Origin of the sequence: Cobetia sp. 14N.309.X.WAT.E.A4, assembly GCF_030397495.1 — a bacterium.
Classification (GTDB): domain Bacteria; phylum Pseudomonadota; class Gammaproteobacteria; order Pseudomonadales; family Halomonadaceae; genus Cobetia; species Cobetia marina.
Genome location: NZ_JAPNXT010000003.1, coordinates 36,838 through 56,330, shown reverse-complemented (window position 1 = coordinate 56,330; position 19,493 = coordinate 36,838). Strand labels below are relative to the sequence as shown.

The 19,493-nt window shown below is 61.1% G+C and carries 13 protein-coding genes; 3 read left to right on the top strand and 10 right to left on the bottom strand.

Annotated elements, in window-relative coordinates; all coding sequences use genetic code 11:
- Positions 1-15: 15 nt before the first annotated feature.
- A complete protein-coding gene (locus OW493_RS05510) occupies positions 16-948 on the bottom strand; it encodes a LysR substrate-binding domain-containing protein (protein ID WP_077377372.1) in 933 nt (310 codons plus the stop codon).
- Between the two features lie 265 nt (positions 949-1,213).
- On the opposite strand from OW493_RS05510, the gene OW493_RS05505 reads away from it, so the two are divergent.
- Positions 1,214-2,668, top strand: a complete 1,455-nt coding sequence (locus OW493_RS05505; protein ID WP_289863698.1) for an aspartate ammonia-lyase — start codon at positions 1,214-1,216, stop codon at positions 2,666-2,668.
- Positions 2,669-2,874: 206 nt separating this feature from the next.
- Here the strand turns inward: OW493_RS05505 and OW493_RS05500 are convergent, their stop codons facing one another.
- The 4 genes from OW493_RS05500 to OW493_RS05485 form a co-directional block, all read right to left on the bottom strand.
- Positions 2,875-4,824, bottom strand: coding sequence for a phosphotransferase (locus tag OW493_RS05500; RefSeq protein WP_289863523.1), 1,950 nt, complete (start codon positions 4,822-4,824; stop codon positions 2,875-2,877).
- Between the two features lie 28 nt (positions 4,825-4,852).
- Complete coding sequence (locus OW493_RS05495; RefSeq protein WP_289863521.1) at positions 4,853-6,568, bottom strand: dihydrolipoyllysine-residue acetyltransferase; 1,716 nt, start codon at positions 6,566-6,568, stop codon at positions 4,853-4,855.
- Positions 6,569-6,742: 174 nt separating this feature from the next.
- Positions 6,743-7,711 carry an alpha-ketoacid dehydrogenase subunit beta gene (locus OW493_RS05490; protein ID WP_084209720.1) on the bottom strand — a complete coding sequence of 323 codons (969 nt, stop codon included), beginning with the start codon at positions 7,709-7,711 and terminating at the stop codon, positions 6,743-6,745.
- 83 nt (positions 7,712-7,794) lie between these two features.
- Complete coding sequence (locus OW493_RS05485) at positions 7,795-8,997, bottom strand: thiamine pyrophosphate-dependent dehydrogenase E1 component subunit alpha (RefSeq protein ID WP_289863697.1); 1,203 nt, start codon at positions 8,995-8,997, stop codon at positions 7,795-7,797.
- A gap of 768 nt (positions 8,998-9,765) precedes the next feature.
- Here OW493_RS05485 and OW493_RS05480 point away from each other — a divergent pair.
- A complete protein-coding gene (locus OW493_RS05480; RefSeq protein WP_289863520.1) occupies positions 9,766-11,013 on the top strand; it encodes a dicarboxylate/amino acid:cation symporter in 1,248 nt (415 codons plus the stop codon).
- A gap of 169 nt (positions 11,014-11,182) precedes the next feature.
- Here the strand turns inward: OW493_RS05480 and OW493_RS05475 are convergent, their stop codons facing one another.
- From OW493_RS05475 to betT, 4 genes are all read right to left on the bottom strand, one after another.
- A complete protein-coding gene (locus tag OW493_RS05475; protein ID WP_141391659.1) occupies positions 11,183-12,850 on the bottom strand; it encodes an AMP-binding protein in 1,668 nt (555 codons plus the stop codon).
- Between the two features lie 639 nt (positions 12,851-13,489).
- Positions 13,490-14,851: a BCCT family transporter gene (locus tag OW493_RS05470; protein ID WP_289863517.1), complete on the bottom strand. Its 1,362-nt coding sequence runs from the start codon at positions 14,849-14,851 to the stop codon at positions 13,490-13,492.
- The gene (locus OW493_RS05465; protein ID WP_289863515.1) at positions 14,848-15,222 is read right to left on the bottom strand and encodes a BCCT family transporter; all 375 of its coding nucleotides are present in this window, start codon (positions 15,220-15,222) and stop codon (positions 14,848-14,850) included. Before OW493_RS05465 ends, OW493_RS05470 begins: the two co-directional genes overlap by 4 nt.
- Positions 15,223-15,693: 471 nt before the next feature.
- Positions 15,694-17,715 carry a choline BCCT transporter BetT gene (gene betT, locus OW493_RS05460; RefSeq protein WP_077376546.1) on the bottom strand — a complete coding sequence of 674 codons (2,022 nt, stop codon included), beginning with the start codon at positions 17,713-17,715 and terminating at the stop codon, positions 15,694-15,696.
- A gap of 267 nt (positions 17,716-17,982) precedes the next feature.
- Here betT and OW493_RS05455 point away from each other — a divergent pair, with 267 nt between their 5' ends.
- On the top strand, positions 17,983-18,510 hold the full coding sequence (locus tag OW493_RS05455) for a hypothetical protein (RefSeq protein WP_084208710.1): 528 nt from the start codon (positions 17,983-17,985) through the stop codon (positions 18,508-18,510).
- Between the two features lie 166 nt (positions 18,511-18,676).
- On the opposite strand, the gene smrA is transcribed toward OW493_RS05455, so the two are convergent.
- A complete protein-coding gene (gene smrA / locus OW493_RS05450; protein WP_354670131.1) occupies positions 18,677-19,318 on the bottom strand; it encodes a DNA endonuclease SmrA in 642 nt (213 codons plus the stop codon).
- Positions 19,319-19,493 lie beyond the last annotated feature (175 nt).

Sequence of the window (19,493 nt, the reverse complement as noted above, 5' to 3'; positions counted from 1 at the left end):
TCTGGATGTGGCCTGTCAGGCCTGAAGGAAATCTCGCGGCAGATTCATCAGCTGCTTCCACAGCTTGTCGATCCCCGGCTTGTGAACCAGTGAGCAACGATAGAGACGAATCTCCAGCGGAATATCCCAGGCGTCATTGCCGGCTCTCACCAGCTTGCCACTTTCCAGCTCATCACGAATGCAGAAGTCCGGAATCCACGCCATGCCCACTCCCTGCAACGCCATGCCCTTGAGGCCCTCCGCCATCGCCATTTCATAGACGGTGCGCAGGCGAAGCCGCAATGGATCATTCTTGAGCAACATCTTCACGCTGCGCCCCAGGAACGCTCCCTGTGTATAGGAGAGCAAGGGAATCGCGTCCTGACTGGTTTCGCTCTGGCCGGTCAGCGGGAAGCGTGGCTCGCCGTTCTCCAGCGGCACGCAGACCGGCAGCATGTTGACCTTGGCCACCGAGAAGGAGGGGAATGCCTCTGCATCCAGCTGCATGCTGGCGTAAGGGTCATAATACGCCAGCATCAGATCGCAGTTGCCCTCACGCAGGGCATGGATGGCATCGCCGACATTCATGGCGGAGAGCCGCGTCGGCAACTCCCCCAGCCCTTGCTGAAGGCGCGAGATCCACTTGGGGAAGAACGCCAGCGCCAGCGAGTGTGCCGCCGCGATGTCCAGCGTCTCGTTGGCCATCCCAAGCCCCCGTAGATGGGCCAGACATTCGGACAGCTGCTCGGTCAGGTTGCGCGCGGTCACCAGGAACAACTGCCCTTCCGGCGTGAGGCTGACAGGCGTGGTCGAACGATCCACCAGCGTGGTGCCCACGGCCTGCTCCAACGCGCGAATTCGTCGGCTGAAGGCTGGTTGGGTCACATGTCTGAGGCGAGCCGAGGTGGAGAAGCTGCGCGTGTTGGACAACGCGACGAAATCTTCCAGCCATTTTGTTTCCAGGTTCACCCGAACTCCCATCGATATCGATCATGCCGGCAATATGCGTGAAAACCGGTCATGTAGCGCCTTGTCTCTGGCAGTGAGCTTCACGGGGGAGAATCACTACCTTCGTCGTATGCATTTGACGTATACGGCAGCGGCGATAGGCATTGGTCGTCGGGGCATCCTGCTGGTTACCCTTGTCCACCTCACCGCGCTTCAAGCGCAACAGTGTACTTCAGCCAGGAGTTCCGCCCAAGTGAACAGTGCCTCGGAAACCGCTCAGAACGCCATGCCATCCTCACAGCCCGATCTCAGCCATGCAGAGCAGGAGGCATTGGCAAACGGTTTCCGCCTCGAGAAGGATCTACTGGGGCGCGAGCCGGTCCCGACAGAGGCCTATTACGGTGTCCAGACCCAGCGTGCACTCAACAACTTCCATCTGTCCGGCGTGCCGCTGTCCCACTTCCCGCGTCTGGTGGAAGGCCTGGCATTGGTCAAGGCCGCTGCCGCGGAAGCCAATCACGCGCTGGGCTATCTCGAGACACGTGAGCACGATGCCATCCAGCATGCCTGTGCACGCTTGATGAATGGCGATCATCACAATCAGTTCGTGGTCGACATGATCCAGGGGGGTGCCGGCACCTCGACCAACATGAATGCCAACGAGGTGATCGCCAACCTCGGGCTGGAATATCTTGGCTATCCCAAAGGGGATTACCAGCACCTGCACCCCAACAATCACGTCAACATGGCGCAGTCCACGAATGACGCCTATCCGACGGCCATTCGTGTCGGCCTGCTGCGCAGCCACTCGATGCTGGTGGATGCGCTGAGCGAACTGGCCAATGCCTTTGCCAGCAAAGCACTGGAATTCGATGATGTCGTCAAGATGGGGCGCACCCAGCTTCAGGATGCGGTGCCGATGACGCTGGGCCAGGAATTCCGCGCCTTCGCCAACACCCTGCGCGAAGATGTCGAGCGCATCGCCAACCTCAACGAGCTGCTCAAGGAAGTCAATCTGGGGGGCACGGCGATCGGCACCGGCATCAACGCCGATCCGCGCTACAGCGCCCTGGCCATCGAGGCATTGGCACGTCGTTCCGGCATCGACTTCCGTCCGGCGTCGGACCTGGTCGAGGCGACCAGTGACATGGGGGCCTTCGTGCTGTTCCACGGCATGCTCAAGCGCCTCGCGGTCAAGCTATCCAAGATCTGCAATGACCTGCGTCTGCTGTCTTCCGGCCCGCGTACCGGCTTCAACGAGATCAACCTGCCGCCTCAGCAGCCGGGCAGCTCGATCATGCCGGGCAAGGTCAATCCGGTGATTCCGGAAGCCGTCAATCAGGTCGCCTTTGATGTGATCGGCAACGACACCGCACTGACCATGGCGGCGGAAGCCGGCCAGTTGCAGCTCAACGTGATGGAGCCGCTGATCGCCTACAAGCTGCTGGATTCCATCCGCCAGCTGAGCCGTGCCATGACCATGCTCAAGAATCGCTGCGTGATCGGCATCACGGCCAATCGGGATCGCTGTGCGGAGCTGGTCAACAACTCCATCGGCCTGATCACTGCCCTCAACCCCTACATCGGCTATGACAACGCGACCCGCATCGCCAAGGAAGCCCTGGTCAGCGGTCGCAGCGTATTGGAGCTGGTGCGCGAGGAAGGCCTGCTGGATGAGGCACGCCTTGAAGCACTGCTGTCGCCGCAGGCGATGACACGGCCGCGCCAGATGAAGGATTGAAGCTGCAGTAGCGTTCCGATGACTCATCACGAGTTATCCTTGCGCCAAACCGTGGCGTGGTCTGACGCGCAGCCTAGAATGAAAAACGCCCCGCCCAGGCTTGAAATCTGAGTGGGGCGTTTTTCTGCTGGATAGCGGCAAGACAAGTCGCTTCTCTTTCCTCGCTTCTCTTTCCTCGCTTCTCGCTTCTCTCCAGTGTCACGCTGCTATCTGGCCTGCCCTGCTGGATCCTGCCGAGTCGTCATGTTGACCCGAGGGTCACGCGGGTAGAAGCGCTCGGGCTGCGCTTCGACGTGGTCAAAGTGCTTGGTGTTCTTGTAGGGCATCTTCATGAAGCCCGACACCCCCAGTCCGGAAATCAGTGGCACGGCGGCCAGGATGACATCCAGAAGATGCGCGAAATCGGCTTCACGCCCAGGGTCGAGCAGACGGTAATAACTGTGGATCTTGAGATGATGCGGCAATGCCTCGAAGATCAGCATTCCGGTGTGATGGATCTGATTGAGTTCCGACAGCGCGTTCATGATCTGTTCCGGCAGGGCCAGAAACTCCTCGGGATCCGGGCCATCCTCGAAATAGGAGTGCACTCGTGATTCATCCTCCAGCTCCGGAACGGCGCTGACTTCATAGGGAAAGCGGAGTGCCTCACGCCGAGGGGAGGCTTGCGGCAGCGTGAAGGCGTCCTCGGGGTCGTCGCGCTCCAGGTGCAAGGTATCACGCGCATTGAACAGACAGGCCTTGAACACACCCTGTCGATAGATGGCACGCGCCAGCGCCACCATGTTGTTGACCGCTACCACGAAGGCGGCCTTGAGCGAGGGGTCATGCAGGTGCAGCGCCGTGTCCACGAAGATGCCCTGCGGCTCCCAGCGGATCGCCAGTCCCCCGACGATCGGATACTTCCCCAGCCGGCTCACCGCGGCCAGAAAGGCTTTCTCCGTATCTCCCATGCCCTGCATGAAGTTCTTGTAATAGCGATCCAGCTGGACGTCGTTGACGGCATCCAGCGCATTGGCGTGGTCGCCGTCTTCGTGGTTGGCCTGCGCACTGTCCATGCCATCGATCTCGAAGGCTTCCCGCAGAAAGGATTTGCGCGAGGCATAGACGACGGTGTCGATGTCGCGGGCGGCAGGCCTCACCCAGACGGGAAGCAGAGAGGGTATCGGCGATGACGGCAGTTCCGGCATGACCAGACGAGCCATTCTTGGCATCTCGCGCAGGAAGTAGTCACCCGCCTGCATTCGCAGCATCGGGTCTTCCGCCAGCATGCCATCCAGCATGCGCGCGAACTCCCGTGGCAGTCCCAGCGAGGTTGCCGGGATGGCCCGCACGCCGAAGCGACACGACTGCCCTGACGCCAGTGCATAGAGTGTCGCGGCCACGCCTTGCTCATCGAAGCGAGGCGAGGACAGCGCGCCATTGAGCTGTTCCTCGCCGATGAAGTAGACATCGCCCAGTCGCGCGTTGGTCTGCTGCAGATCATCCGACATCAGCTGCATCACATTGGTCGTGAGGTATTGCATGTGCTCGTCGAGTTGCGCGAAGACGGCACTGCCCCAGTCGATCAATGCTACCTGCTCACGCTCGGCATCGAAGACCAGGTTGGACGGTTTGATATCCCCGTGCACCACCGCGGGCGTGTCGGGGCTTGCGGATGACCCACGCAGCGACTTGAGAATCCCGGCAAGCTGACTGGCGACCCTGATCACCAGACGCGGTGACATGCGGCCATGCTTGAGCGAGTACTCCTCGAGATTGATGCCCGGCGCGCGCTCCATGACCAGTATCGACTGGCGGCGAACGCGCTGATAACTGATCAGGCGCGGAATCAACGGATGCGCGACCTGGTCGAGCATGAAGGCCTCTTCCTCCAGACGGTCCTGCAACGCCTGAGGCAAGGTGACCCGCGTGAACTTGAAGACGTGCTCCTCTCGAATGGCCGTGCCTTCACCAGGGCGCCACCCGGCAAACACGAAGCCATAAGCCCCCTTGCCCACCAGATGGATTTCGCGATAGCCCAGCCCCTCGAGCTGGGCAATGCACAGTGCCACCCAGTCCTTGAGCTTCTTGGCATCATGATGCGAGAGCAGGTAGATGGACTGCTCTTCCGGGATATAGAACTGTTGCAGGCGCTCATGAGCGCGCGCGTCACTCATGGACAAGCGCCTCCCTCATCGAACCCCGTCATGCCAGCGACAGCAGCATCTCATCGGGATGCTCCAGATAGTGCTTCCACAGATTGCTGAAGCGAGCGATGGTACCGCCATCGATGATGCGGTGATCCCCGGCCCAGGTGATCGTCATGATGTCGCGCGCGCAGACATTGCCATCGACATCGAAGCGCGGCAGCCGCTGGGTACGGCCAAGGGCCACGATGGCGACCTCGGGCTGATTGATGATCGGGGCCGCATAGGTGCCGCCCAGAGCACCAATGTTGGAGATCGACAGCGTGCCACCCTTGAGATCCGCCTGCGGGACACGACCATCGCGTGCCGCCTCGGTCAGTCTGGCCACCTCGCGCGCGATCTCGAGGATGCTCAGGCGTTCAACGCCCTTGACGTTGGGCACCATCAGGCCGGCGGCCCCATCGACAGCCATGCCGATATTGCAGCTTGCGTGATAGAGCACCTGACTTTCATCGTCACTGAGACTTGCATTGAGAATCGGCTCTTCGAGCACCGCCAATGCCATCGCCTTCATGATGAAAGGCATCAGCGTCAGGCGAGTCCCCTCCTTGTCGGCCCGTGACTTGAGACGCACGCGCAGCGCGAGCAGCTCCGTCACATCGAGCTCATCTCCGTAATGGAAATGGGGGATCTGGGTGCTGGATTGCACCATGCGTCGGGCCATGACGGCCGCCACGCCCTTGAGGGGGACCTGCCTGGCTTCCAGCCGCGCTGCACGCGGCTCGTGCGACTCGCACGCCACCGGCTCGGCCACCGCCACATCGGGGGACACCGCAGCCGCGGGGGCCACGTCCCGATGGCGTTGATCTGCAGGAGATGCTGTCGGGCGATCTGTCGCGGAATCACGCGCGAGATAGGCGAGCACATCCTCTTTCAATACCCGGCCGTTGCGACCAGAGCCCGCAATGGCGCTGATGTCCAGCGCATGCTCGCGCAGCAGACGACGAACCGCCGGCGTGGCAGGAATGCGCGCCTGGGCCGGGGACATGCCTGAGGCACAGGCAGACGGAGCGTGCTGTGCTGCAGCCGGCGCCATCCCTGCCTCCGTGACTGCCTCGTGCGCCACGCCAGATGCCTCGTCGGCCGCGTCATCGCTGTCAGGCACATAAGCGTACAAGGGGCTATGGACACGGGCGTTCTCCCCCTGAGCGTAATGGAAGCGCACGATACGCCCGGGCTCGGAGGCCGTGATCTCGACCAGCGCCTTGTCTGTCATCACATCGACGATCGTCTGATCTTCCTCGACCTTGTCACCCTCGGCCACATGCCAGGTGACCACCTCACATTCGACAATGCCTTCGCCGATGTCCGGGAGGATGAAATCACGCGAACGTCGTTCACTGACAGCCTCTCCAGCGGTCTGATCCGCGCTGTCGGCGCCCGGCGCCTTCGCTCCGGACGGGGCGTGATCGCCAGCCGGCGCTGCTTGTCCATCTGCCCCACCTGCTTCACCTGTCCCACCCTTCCCATCCGACTCACCCGCCTCATCCACCGCAAACAGCGGTGCATGCACTCGGGCAATCTCGCCCTCCCGACAATACAGACGAACCACGGTACCTGCGTGGGGCGCGGGAATTTCCACCAATGCCTTGTCCGTCATTACCTCGGCGACCGCCTGATCTTCCTCGATCACATCGCCTTCCTTGATCAACCACTTGACCAGCTCGCACTCGACGATCCCCTCGCCGATATCGGGCAGGATGAAATCATTCATGGCACACGTCACTCCCTGCAACTCATCACGTAAACACAAGCCGTCACCTGGACATGAGCGGTCTCGACATCATCGAGCCTCCATCAGCAATTCCAGGTCCGTGCTCAGTCATTCAGGCTCAGTCATTCAGGCTCAGTCATTCAGGCTCAGTCATTCGAGCTCCATCATTCGGGCTCAGTAATTCAGGCTCTGCTTGATGGCTTCGTATATCTTGAGCTCGTCCGGCAGGTGCTCCTTCTCGAGCACCAGCGGGAACGGTGTGTCCAGACCGGTGACGCGACGTATGGGCGCTTCCAGATACAGGAAGCAACGCTCTTGCACGGTTGCCGCTATCTCGCTGGCGAAACCTCCCGTCAGCGGTGCTTCATGACTGACCACCAGGCGACCCGTCTTGAGCACGGATTGGCATACGGTCTCGAAATCCCAGGGCAGAATGCTGCGCAGGTCGATCACCTCGCAGTCGATACCGTCCTGTTCGGCCAATGCGGCCGCCTTCTCGATGACCTCCATCTGGGCTCCCCAGCCCAGAAGCGTGATGTCACGGCCTTCACGGATGACCTCGGCGACGCCCAGCGGCAGCTCATAATCCGCTTCCGGCACCTCGCCCACGGAAGCGCGATAGAGGCGCTTGGGTTCCATGAACAGCACGGGATTGGGGTCACGGATCGCCGCCAGCAGCAGGCCTTTCGCCTGATGGGGGTTGCGCGGAATCACGATCTTGAGCCCGGGGGTATGCGCAAAATAGGCTTCAGGTGACTGGGAGTGGTAGAGCCCGCCGGCAATGCCCCCGCCATAGGGGGTTCGAATGGTCAGCCCGCCGACATTGAAGAGATCCCCGGAGCGGTAACGGAACTTGGCCGCCTCGTTCACGATCTGGTCGAACGCCGGGAAGATGTAGTCGGCGAACTGGATCTCGGCGACCGGGGTCGAGCCCTGCGCCGCCAGTCCATTGGCGAAGCCGATGATCCCCTGTTCCGTCAAGGGCGTATTGAAGCAACGCTCACGGCCGTACTTGTCCTGCAGATGACTGGTGGCACGGAAGACACCGCCGAATACGCCGACGTCCTCACCGAACAGCACCACCTGAGGGTTGGCCGCCATCGCGATGTCCAGCGCGTTGTTGATGGCCTGCAGCATGTTCATCTGCTTCTTGCCTGAGCTCGCGCCGGCTGTCTCACCCGATGCGGGAGTGACGTCGTGACGGGCAGTGGTCGGAGTCGAATCGCTCATGCCGGCTGGCCTCCCTGCTGACGCTGCTGATGGGCCTTGCGGCTCTGCTCGATCTCATCGGCACTGAACCCCATGCTGCTGGCCCCCTTGGGATAGGCATGCGGGTATTTGCGAATATGCTGCTTGAGGTCTTCCATCTGCGCTTCCAGCAAGGGGGGCGGCGTGTCATAGACATCAGTGATCAGGCTCTCCAGCGGAGGCGGAGCCAGTTTCTCGGCGCGCTTCATCGACTCGAGCACCTCTCGGCGCAGTTGATCGCCGGTAGCCTTCTCCTCCTCCTCGCTCCACCAGCCCTGGGCCTCAAGCCAGTGTCGCATGCGCAGGATGGGGTCCTTGTCGCGCCAGATGGCCTCTTCCTTCTTGCTGCGATAGCCCGAGGGGTCATCAGAGGAGGAATGCGCGGCCAGGCGATAGGTCATCGCCTCGATCAATACCGGCTGATTCGTCTCGACGGAGATCTTGCGCGCCGCCTGGGTGGCTTCGTAGACGGCAATCACATCGTTGCCATCCACGCGGATGCACTGCATGTGATAACCGAAGGCGCGCGGCGCGATGCCATCTGCGGCGAATTGCTCGCAGGACGGTGTGGAAATCGCGTAGCCATTGTTGCGGCACAGGAAGATGCACGGCACACGATGTACCGATGCCATGTTGAGGGCCGCGTGGAAATCCCCTTCCGACGCGGCACCCTCTCCGAAGATGGTAATGGTGCATTGCCCCTTGCCCGCCAGCTTCTGACCATAGGCGTAGCCGGTCGCCTGGGGAATCTGGGTCGCCAGCGGCGATGAGATGGTCATGTAGTTCAGATCACGCGAGCCGTAGTGGATCGGCATCTGGCGTCCCTTGCCGTAGTCGCGTTCATTGCCGAACATCTGGTTCATGAATTCGTCACAGCTGAACCCACGCCACGCCAATGCGCCCTGCTCGCGATACTGGGCCATGATCATGTCATCATCCTGCAGCGCGGCCGCACTGCCGATCACCGTGGCTTCCTCACCCGTGCATTGCATATAGAAGCTTAGACGCCCCTGACGCTGGGCAGCCAGCATGCGCTCATCCAATACCCGGATGAACAGCATGGTGTGATAGATCCTGAGCGATTTCTCGCGCGTGAGACTGACCTCTTTCCCCCCCTCATGCAGCGAGCCATCCTGGCGCAGACGCTGGAAGAGAGGAATGCAGAGCTCATCGCCGGTCATGAAGGCGATGCGATGCAGGACATTCGCGGTTTCAGGCGCCAACTGCCGGGAAGTGGGAAGTGACGTCAACTCGGGATGTGCGGTCGGATCAGAGCCCGAGGCCATCGTGTCAGCCTTCACTGCGTCCGAGGCTGAGGCCCTGGCTGCACTCGCAGACGATGTGGAGGCGGCCGCGGGGGCCTGTTCACGAGTGGCGGACTCACTGGTGGAGCCATCGCCCTTGCAGGAGCCGGTGGTTCTTGTATGGGACATGCGCATCATCCTCTTTACCGATCAGGTGCCTGAGGCCCCCGCCCGCTCCTTTTGAGAGCGAGCAGGCAGATGGTCTGGCTGAGCCACCCCGGGAATGCAGAGAGAAGTGCTGCGAGGAGGACTCGCGATGCAATACGCTCTCCGGCAATCGCCGATGCGACGTGGTTTCCGTCATGCCTCGTTGCTGTCAGCGTAGTCGAGGTTGTCCAGCCAGCGCTAGAAAGTTGACGTTAACGTAAAAGATAGGTGATTGCAGTGAATAGTACTGCCTGAGCGCTACATCTTTGGTGGAACGATTCGCGGCATGAGCTTATGCAGGATTGGTATGGAAACGCAGAATCCTGCAATGGGACCGCAAAATTACGACTAAAGATGCAAGGGGACCACTCAGGTGGACTGGTAATCTTCCCGCACTAAAACGGTGCCTCAACTTGCGACACCCCCTATCAAGCAGCGCTCGGGTTCTCCTGTGTGCAATGAGCGATCGAGATCGCGACCTCGAATAAGGACAACCACATGAGTGACACTTCACGTCCCAATCTCTGGCGCCGCCTGCCGCTATGGCAGAAGATCCTCGGTGGCCTGGCGCTGGGTATCCTTGCCGGCGCCCTCATGGGTGAGAACGCCAGTGTCTTCAAGCCGCTGGGCGATATCTTCATCAATGCCATCAAGATGCTGATCGTACCTCTGGTATTCAGCACCCTCGTCGTCGGTATCACCTCGATGCGTGACCCTCAGAAGATGGGGCGCATCGGTGGCAAGACCATCGCGCTTTACCTGCTGACCACGGCCTTCGCGATTGCCATCGGCATGCTGGCGTCTGCCATCTTCCAGCCGGGTGCCGGTTTCGAATTCAGCTTCGACAAGGCCATGGAAACCAAGGAAGCACCGTCTCTGGTGCAGATCCTGGTGGATCTGGTGCCCAGCAACCCCATTGATGCGCTTGCCAATGGCAACATCATGCAGATCATCGTCTTCGCCATCGGGATCGGTGTCTCGCTGATCATGATCGGCGACAAGGGCGAACCGGTCGTGCGTGTCTTCGACAGCTTCGCGGAAGTGATGTACAAGCTGACCGAGTTCGTGATGGCCTTCGCCCCGTTCGGGGTCTTCGGCCTGATGGCGCATGTTTCCGGCAACTACGGCATGGATGTACTGCTGCCGCTGGCCAAGGTCATCGCCGTGGCGTATCTGGCGAGCATCGTGCATGTGCTGGTGGTCTACTCCGGCCTGTTGGCGACACTGGGCAAGCTGAACCCGATGCGCTACCTGCGCGGCATCGTCGATGCGCTGGTCGTGGCGTTCTCCTCGGCCTCAAGCTCCGGCACCCTGCCGATCTCGATTCGCTGTGCCCAGAAGAATCTGGGCGTCTCGGAAGGCGTGTCTGGCTTCGTGCTGCCGGTAGGCGCCACCATCAACATGGACGGTACCGCCATCTATCAGGGTGTCGTGGCACTGTTCATCGCGCAGATGACCGGAATCGAGCTGTCGATGATGGATTACGGCATGATCGTGCTGACCGGTACCCTGGCCTCCATCGGCACGGCGGGCGTTCCCGGCGCCGGGCTAATCATGCTCTCCATCGTGCTCAGCCAGGTGGGTCTACCGCTGGAAGCGATCGCCGTGATCGCCGGCATCGACCGCATCCTCGACATGGCGCGCACCACCGTCAACGTCGCGGGCGACCTGATGGTCACCACCCTCGTCGGCAAGTCCGAGAAGGAACTGGATCTGGAGATCTACAACGCGCCGCACAAGCAGTGACGCCACCAGGAGTGCTTGCGACGTCTTTCGTCCGATGGCTCAGGTGACATGTCACATAGGACATGCCACTCATGAGACACCCCAGCCGTACGATCAGTGGCTGACACGAAGAAGCCCCGCTCATCGAGCGGGGCTTCTTATTTCGTCAGGAGTCTCTCGCCATTTCCTCTCAGGCTGTCGCCTCCGGCGGGGAATCGCGCAGCTCGCGCCTCAGCACCTTGCCGACATTGGTCTTGGGCAGGTCATCGATGAACACCACATGGCGTGGCACCTTGTAACTGGCCAGCTCCTTGCGCGACCACTCTCTCAGCGCATCCGCCTCAAGCTCCGCACCGTCCTTGAGTACCACATACAGCTTGATGGCTTCCCCGCTACGTTCATCAAGAACCGATACCGCAGCGGCCTCCAGGACATCCGGATGCCGCACGATCACATCCTCGACCTCGTTGGGATAGACGTTGAAGCCGGAGACGATGATCATGTCCTTCTTGCGATCGACGATGCGCATATAGCCATCGTCCTGGAAGACCGCAATGTCACCGGTGCGCAGGAAGCCATCGGCAGTGAAGCTATCCTTGGTCGCCTGCTCACGCTGCCAATACCCCTTCATCACCTGCGGCCCCTTCACGCACAGCTCCCCGGGCTCCCCCATCGCGACAAGCTCGCCCTCTTCATCGTAGAGACGCACCTCCGTCGAGGGCATCGGACACCCGATGGTGCCCAGCTGGATGGCATCCAACGGATTGAACGACACGATCGGCGAGGTCTCGGTCATGCCGTAGCCTTCGGAGATATCACTGCCGGTGACCCGCTTCCACTCTTCAGCCGCCTTGCGCGTCAGCGCCACGCCTCCCGAGGTGGTGATCTTGAGCTTAGAGAAATCCAGTGCCTGGAAGCCGGGATTGTTGCACAACGCCACGAACAAGGTGTTGAGCCCCACGAACATGGTGAAGTCATGCTTTTGCAGCGTCTTCACGAAGCCCGGAATGTCCCGCGGATTGGGAATCAGCAGTGAATGGTTGCCCTCGCTGAGCATGCAGGCCAGATGAATGGTGAAGGCATAGATGTGATAGAGCGGCAGAGGTGCCACCAGCGTCTCATTCCCGGCCGAGAGCCCCTGGGTCAGCGCCATCTTGCCCTGCAGCATGTTGGCCAGCAGGTTGCGATGGGTAAGCATCGCCCCCTTGGCGACGCCTGTGGTGCCTCCGGTGTATTGCAGGACGGCGACATCATCCAGCGCCAGTGTCGGCCGCTCCCAACGCTCGGCCTTGCCCTGCGAGATGGCCTGACGCAGCGGGATGGCATCCGGCAAGCGATAACTCGGCACCAGCTTCTTGACGTGCTTGACCACGGCATTGATCAACAGGCGCTTGAGCGGTGGATGCATGTCGCCCAGTTCGCAGACCAGCACGTACTCAAGGCCGGTACGCTCGCGTACCCGCTCCACCTTGTCGGCCATGTTGGCCAGCACCACCAGCGCCCGTGCGCCGGAGTCATTGAACTGATGCTCCATCTCGCGCTCGGTATACAGCGGATTGGTATTGACCAGCACCAGCCCCGCACGAATGACGGCGAAGGCCACCACCGGGAACATCAAGGTATTGGGCAACTGGATGGCGACCCGATCGCCCGGCTTGAGATCGGTCTCGTGCTGGAACCAGTCCGCCAGCTGGCGACTGGAAGTTTCGAGCTCTTCAAAGCTCATGGTGCGGTCCATGCAAGTGAAGGCCGGCCGCTGGGCGTGAGTGCGACAGGCGTTCTCGAACATGTCCATCAGGGAATCAAGGCCGGTGAAGTCCACTTCCCGCGAGGAGCGCAGGCACGACATGCCGCTCATGTCGTCTGTCGTTGGCTGTGCTCTCGAAGCGTCGGGCGAGGCATCTGCCACGTGGGAAGGTTCTGTAGTCACGTCGTTAGTGGACTTGCCTGACTCATCGGGTCGAGCCGCTAGGGGATCATGCATGGCGTTGCTCCTTGAACAGTACGTGGGGCGCTCGGCGTCACTGCCCCCGCTACCTTGTTGTTGTATGACGTTGTTGTAAGACGTCGTCGCGCGACTACGTCGTAAGACATCGTGGTGAGTTGCGTGGTGAGGCGCTGCTGGGGCTCCGTCGGGTGGGTGTCAGCCTGTGGGCTCTTTACTTTCGACAGCATAGCCGCAAACCCATGCTGCGCGCCGTTGGCGGAATCGATGGACCTGCCAGCATTGGAACATACGTACGTTTGATATTGCCTTGCGACCTTGGTGACATGCGCAGGCTGGCTCTGGAGCAGGGAAACAGCCCTGAGCCCAGGGAGGAAACAGCCCTGACCTAAAGCCGGAAAATCGCTGACATGGATGAGCGAGATCTCGCCTTCTCACCCGAAAGTGAGAAACAACGAGGCCCCTGCCCAGGGGGGCAAAGGCCTCATGTCTTGCACACCGTACGCACACGTCAGGCGTATACGTCTGGCGCGCACGTCAGGAACAGGCAACTCAAGAGAGGTCGCGGACCTCGTTCTCGATCATCTTGCGGATATGCTCTTCGTTCTCGATCATCGATTCGCCGTCCTCGCGCAGCGATTTCAACAACCCGATCATCATGGCGATCAACACGAAGGTGAACGGCAAGGCGCCGGCGGTCGAGGCAGCCTGCAGGGACTTGAGCGCTTGATCTCCCCCCAGCAACAGCAGGATCAAGGTCACGGCGCCCAGCATCATGCCCCAGATGATGCGTTGCTGAACCGGAGGACGACGACCGAAGGCCAGCAGACGTCCCAGCACTAGGGTGCCGGAATCCGCAGACGTGACGAAGAAGATGATCACCACGAGCAGCGCCGCCACCTTGGCTACGGTTGCGGCGATGCCGGGCGTGAGCACCTCGAACGAGTGGTAGAGGGTTCCGGCGTAGTCCCAGTTGGTGACCGCAGCCGTATAGATGCCCATGTCGGCCCCGTACAGGGACTGATAGATGCCCGCCGAGCCGATGACGCCAAACCAGACCAGCGCCACGATGGAGGGGATCACCATCACCCCGAGAATGAATTCACGGATAGTTCGGCCGCGCGAGATGCGCGCAATGAACATGCCGACGAAACCGGCCCAGGCGATCCACCAGCCCCAGTAGAAGATGGTCCAGCCGCCCTGCCAGATGCGCTCGTCCGGCGTGCGCGCCGTCCACAGTGTCATCGAGACGCCATCGGTGAGGTAATCCCCGAGCGCGGTGATGGAGCTCGCGATCAGATAGTTGGCATCGCTCACCAGCAGGAAGTAGGCAAGGATGCCGAGGCATACCCAGGTATTGAAGGTGGAAAGCAGCTTGATGCCACGTGCCACGCCGCTGGTCGCTGACAGAGTGGCGATGGCGCTGATCAGCAGGATGGAGACCACGGTCACCATCCGCGACTTCTCTTCGATGAGGCCCAGTGACATCAGGCCGGAGCCGATCTGCTCGACGCCCAGGCCGAGCGTGGTGGCGATGCCGAAAATGGTGCCGAACACGGTCAGGATGTCGACGGTATGTCCGATGGGCCCGTAGATACGGTTGCCGATCAGCGGATAGAGGGCCGAGCGCATCGAGAGCGGCAGGCCCTTGCGAAAGGCGAAATAGGCCAGTGACAGTCCGACGATGGCATACATGGCCCAGGCGATCGTACCCCAGTGGAAGACGGTGAGCTTGATGCCACCGGCCGCCGCTTCCGCGACGCGACTGTCAGGCACCGGGAAGCCTTCGTCCCCCGGCATGAGCCCACTCGCCAAGGCTGCCTGCTTGGCCTCGAAGAAGACGGCGACGGCCGCCTTGATGTCAGCACTCAGAAACGGATTGCCCCCGCTCCAGTCACTCGCGAAATGGATCATGGCTCGGACATCGAGAAGAACAGCATGCCCGCGCCGGTACCGCAGCCGAACAGCATCGAGAACCAGGCAAAATTGCTGAACTCCGGACGTTCATCGTCACGCCCCAGCCGGATCTTGCCGACACGCGAACACATCACGTAAAGACAGACCACGAAGGTCGAGAACATGACCAGCACGTGGTACCAGCCCAGGGTGCTCTCTATCCAGGACTTGATACCCAGAAACTGATCGCTGGCCGTCTTGCCCAACAGAATCGCATAGAGAATGAAAAACACGGTCATGGTGATCGCGGTGATACCGAGCGTCGAGTTGAGTCCCTTCAAGACATCTCGCTGCTCGATCAGTGCATCCAGTTCCTTTCCTTTCAGCATGTTTCTACCTCGTGACGGGCTTTTATTATCGTTTTTCATGACACCGGTATCGTGGTTCATGACAGCGGATACTGGGGCTCAGGGAACCTCAGGCGTCATGGCGACATTGCGGGCAGATCGAGTTCACCTTCGGTCAGTCATGGGCGAGAACCCTGGCAGGAGACACCACCACGGCATGTCATCTGGCCCCTCGCCGGTATGCGACTTTGTGGGAAGAAACCATGCTAGAGGGCCCCCGCTCGCGAGACAAATAAGATCTCGACGTCGTCTGGATAAGCAGAGCTAATGCCTGAGCTGAGAAAGCGAGGCCTCAGGTCACGGTCTCTCGACAGATGCACTATCCATTCCGGCTCATCCAGTCCGGCTCATGCGGTCCGTCTCATCCGGTCCGTCTCATCCAGACAGACAAAAGCCCCCGCGAGTCAACTCACGGGGGCTTGGGGTCTGACGGTCTCGCGCAGAGACTCGCTGTCAGCCGGCAGACTGGGTCAGGCGCAGCTGGTGCAGGTAGTGCATATGACGCTCGTACTGCTCGAGCAGATCATTGATGACCTGGTCCTTGCTGTAGCCCATCAGGTCATAGGACTGGCCGCCTTCCTTGAGGAAGACCTCGGCACGACAGTAATCCTCTTCATCGCCTTCGTCTTCCTGATCCAGATTGAGATCCGGACGCAGGTGGGAGCGAATGCGCACGCCGTAGATGAAGTCATCTTCCTCGCCATGGCGCGCATTGAAGTAGACGCGATCACGACTGATGGTGACTTCCACCTCCAGCCCCTGACCACGCAGCTCTTCCGCCAGCTCCTGCATGCCCTGCGCGACGGTACCGCGCAGGAACCCCCGCACCATGGCGCGCGTCGGGAAGCTCATCAGGTGCTGGGCACGCTTGCGCCAGTTGCCCTTCTCGCCCATCGGGGTCGCCGCTGCCGTGTTGACGGACAGTGAACGCCGCTTGACGGACTCGAGATTGAGCTGGCGCAGCAGCCCGAAGATCGACGCCAGCAGAATCATCCCGAACGGCAAGGCAGTGGCGATGGTGGCCGTCTGCAGTGCGCCCAGCCCACCGGCCAGCATCAGGACGATCGCCAGAATGCCCACCGCGAAGGCCCAGTAGATACGCTGCCAGGTCGGGGTATCTTCCCGACCGCCGGAGGCCAGCATGTCGACCACCATCGAGCCGGAATCCGCGGATGTCACGAAGAACACGATGACCATCACCAGCGCGATCACCGAGGTGATGGACGCCAGCGGCAGCTGCTCGAGGAAGGTGAACAGGGCCAGCGAATAGTTGTCGTTGACGGTATCGACCAGCGCCGTGACGTTCTGCTCCATGATCATCGAGATGGCCGTGTTGCCGAAGATGGTCATCCACAGCAGGGTGAAGCCGGCCGGCACGAACAGCACGCCGATCACGAACTCCCGGATGGTGCGACCGCGCGAGACACGCGCGATGAACATGCCGACGAACGGAGACCAGGACATCCACCAACCCCAGTACAGCAGCGTCCAGCCACCGATCCAGTCGTTGGGCTCATAGGCGTAGAGTTCGAAGGTCTTGCCGACGATATCGGCCATGTAGAAACCGGAATTCTGCACGAAGGCCTTGAGCAGGAAGGCGGTCGGCCCGAGCAGCAACACGAACAGCAACAGCACGACGGCAAGCCCGAGATTGACCTCGGACAGGATGCGGATGCCCTTGTCGAGCCCGGTCACCACCGAGATGGTCGCAAGGCCGGTGATCACGACGATGATCGCCACCTGGGTCCAGTCATTGTTGGGCATGCCGGTCAGGTGCGAGAGCCCGGCGTTGACCTGTGCCACGCCGTAGCCCAGCGTGGTGGCAACCCCGCAGACGGTGCCGACGATGGCGAAGATGTCCACCGCATGGCCGATCGGCCCATGGATACGCTCACCAATCAGCGGATACAGCGCGCTGCGCAACGTCAGCGGCAGTTCATGGCGATAACTGAAGTAGGCCAGAATCAGCGCGACGATGGCATAGATGGACCAGGCGTGAAGTCCCCAGTGGAAGAAGGTCAGCTTCATCGCTTCGCGCGCGGTCTCCACCTCTTCAGGGGTTCCGGTCGGCGGATTCAGGAAATGCATCACCGGTTCGGCGACACCGAAGAACATCAGTCCGATGCCCATGCCAGCCGAGAACAACATCGCGAACCAGGTGACGTTGCTGTAGTCCGGCAGCGAGTGATCCGGACCAAGACGAATCTCGCCGTGGCGCGAGAAACCGACATAGATCACGGAAATGAGAACGATCGCGACACACAGGATATAGAACCAGCTGACGGTATTGGTGATCCAATGCTGGACCGAGTCAAATACCGACATGGCCGTGTCCGAGAACACTGCCGTGAAGATCACCAATAGCAGGATGATGGCGTTGGCGCAGAAGAAGACTGGCGGATTGACCTTGGCAAACAGGCCTGAACGAGACTCCTTGCCGGGCTCTCCGCCACCCGCAGCAGGGGTTGAACGCATGGGCATTTCCTAGTGGGTGTATTGGCGAGACAGCGTGGGCACTTGATGTCCCCTGGCCGCCTCAACGCGCATATCCATAATGAAAAGTCGTCATCAATGGCGGCGCGGATAATACCACTTGATGGCAACACGCCCAACGCCATGGACACGCCATTGCGGGGTATCACGACATCATCAGATATCATTTCTTTGCGGGTTGCTTGCACACTGAACGAGCGCGGCAGGCGCATAATCGGCGTGACGGATTGATGCAGAGGAGTTGAATGCATGAGCAGAAAAGGATCCACGCGCGGCCTCGCGCTGTCACTTGCCCTGTTGACTGCCCTGCCGGCCGCTTCGGCAATGGCCGGTCCGGGGCACCCACGTCTGGATGGCCCGGATATCTTCATCGGGCATGGTGGCCCTGGGCCGCTGGTACGCTGGGCCCCGGGCGGCCCCGGCCACGGGCATGGACTGCCGGCAGGCGCTCGCGGCATCTGGGTTGGCGCCACTCTCTACTACCTGGCGGCGGGCACCTATTACCTCTGGGAGGCCAGCCAGCAACAGTACCTGCCGGTCCAGGCCCCTGCTCCGGCGACGCTCTCCGCCCCCGCGGTGGATGTCATCGCCTATCCCTCCAAGGGGCAGAGCCAGGACCAGCAGGCCAGGGATCGCTACGAGTGCCATCGCTGGGCCAATCAGGAAAGTGGCGCGGATGCCAATTCCGCCGCCCCGCCGGTGACCGCTGGCAATGCCGACACCTATCGTCGCGCATTGAGTGCCTGCTTCAGCGGACGCGGCTACAGCGTGCAATAAGTCAGCCGGCGCGAGTCATCCCTCCGCAGGCAAGCAAAGGCCCGCCACCTCATCGTGGCGGGCCTTTGCTTGCCTGCTCGCAGAAGACCTGAAGGCCTGGTGATGTGAGTCTTGTGTCGCGAGTTCTGTGTGGTGAGTTCTGTGTCGTGAGCCTTGAAGCGAAGCGTCAGCCGCGACGCTTCTGGTGGCGCTCGCGGTTGTTGTCACGCGCCGCACGGGATTTGCGCAACATCACCAGCGTTGCCCCCAGGCCACCATGACGCTGCGGAGCACTGCTCCAGGCTTGCACCTCCGGCATCTGTTGCAGCCAATGCACCAGGTAGGAGCGAATCAAGGCAGCATGCGATTCACCATCACGCCCCTTGCCATGGATCACCAGCAGCGAGCGCAATTCACTGCCCCAGGCATCCTGAATGAAGCAATGGACCTCTCGACGACACTCGATCAAGGGCCGACGCATCAGATTGAGCTGTGCCTCAGGGGGGTAGCCGCCCTGACGCAGACGGTCCAGCACGCCCACCTGAATGCCATCACGCCGATACTCGACCGGATCATGCGGCGACAGATGCTCCACGTAACTGTCTGACAACCCATCCAGCTCATTGCCCAGCGCCTTCTGGGCCTCTTCCCGACGGGCCAGCTGTGCTTCGCTCGGTGCCTTGGGCCCCGTGGCCACATCCGCGCGATCCTTGCCACGCGTCAGAGGAGCAACACCTTGCATCTCACGACTGAACAGCGCATCCGCTTCATCAGGGGTGATCTCGCGCGAATGCGCTGCCGACATCATTGCAGGGGAAAAACGTGACATGGCACCCTCCAGTCTTCACCAGGACGTGGCAATCAGGGAGCAGGTCGTCATCAAGACCTGCCAGCGCCCGGGGCGATGGTTGGCCACCCGGGGGCGCAGAGGACGCAAACGACGACGCCCCGAGACAGAGAATGCCTCGGGGCGTCAACCAAGCTCAAGCGTCCATGCCAAATTC

What these genes read in the sequence shown, in the direction of transcription:
- OW493_RS05505 (WP_289863698.1), top strand. Translation starts at nt 1,214, where the DNA reads ATGCCATCCTCACAGCCCGATCTCAGCCATGCAGAGCAGGAGGCATTG.
- OW493_RS05500 (WP_289863523.1), bottom strand. Translation starts at nt 4,824, where the DNA reads ATGAGTGACGCGCGCGCTCATGAGCGCCTGCAACAGTTCTATATCCCG.
- OW493_RS05495 (WP_289863521.1), bottom strand. Translation starts at nt 6,568, where the DNA reads ATGAATGATTTCATCCTGCCCGATATCGGCGAGGGGATCGTCGAGTGC.
- OW493_RS05490 (WP_084209720.1), bottom strand. Translation starts at nt 7,711, where the DNA reads ATGAACATGCTGCAGGCCATCAACAACGCGCTGGACATCGCGATGGCG.
- OW493_RS05485 (WP_289863697.1), bottom strand. Translation starts at nt 8,997, where the DNA reads ATGACCGGCGATGAGCTCTGCATTCCTCTCTTCCAGCGTCTGCGCCAG.
- OW493_RS05480 (WP_289863520.1), top strand. Translation starts at nt 9,766, where the DNA reads ATGAGTGACACTTCACGTCCCAATCTCTGGCGCCGCCTGCCGCTATGG.
- OW493_RS05475 (WP_141391659.1), bottom strand. Translation starts at nt 12,850, where the DNA reads ATGAGCGGCATGTCGTGCCTGCGCTCCTCGCGGGAAGTGGACTTCACC.
- OW493_RS05470 (WP_289863517.1), bottom strand. Translation starts at nt 14,851, where the DNA reads ATGATCCATTTCGCGAGTGACTGGAGCGGGGGCAATCCGTTTCTGAGT.
- OW493_RS05465 (WP_289863515.1), bottom strand. Translation starts at nt 15,222, where the DNA reads ATGCTGAAAGGAAAGGAACTGGATGCACTGATCGAGCAGCGAGATGTC.
- betT (WP_077376546.1), bottom strand. Translation starts at nt 17,715, where the DNA reads ATGCGTTCAACCCCTGCTGCGGGTGGCGGAGAGCCCGGCAAGGAGTCT.
- OW493_RS05455 (WP_084208710.1), top strand. Translation starts at nt 17,983, where the DNA reads ATGAGCAGAAAAGGATCCACGCGCGGCCTCGCGCTGTCACTTGCCCTG.
- smrA (WP_354670131.1), bottom strand. Translation starts at nt 19,318, where the DNA reads ATGTCACGTTTTTCCCCTGCAATGATGTCGGCAGCGCATTCGCGCGAG.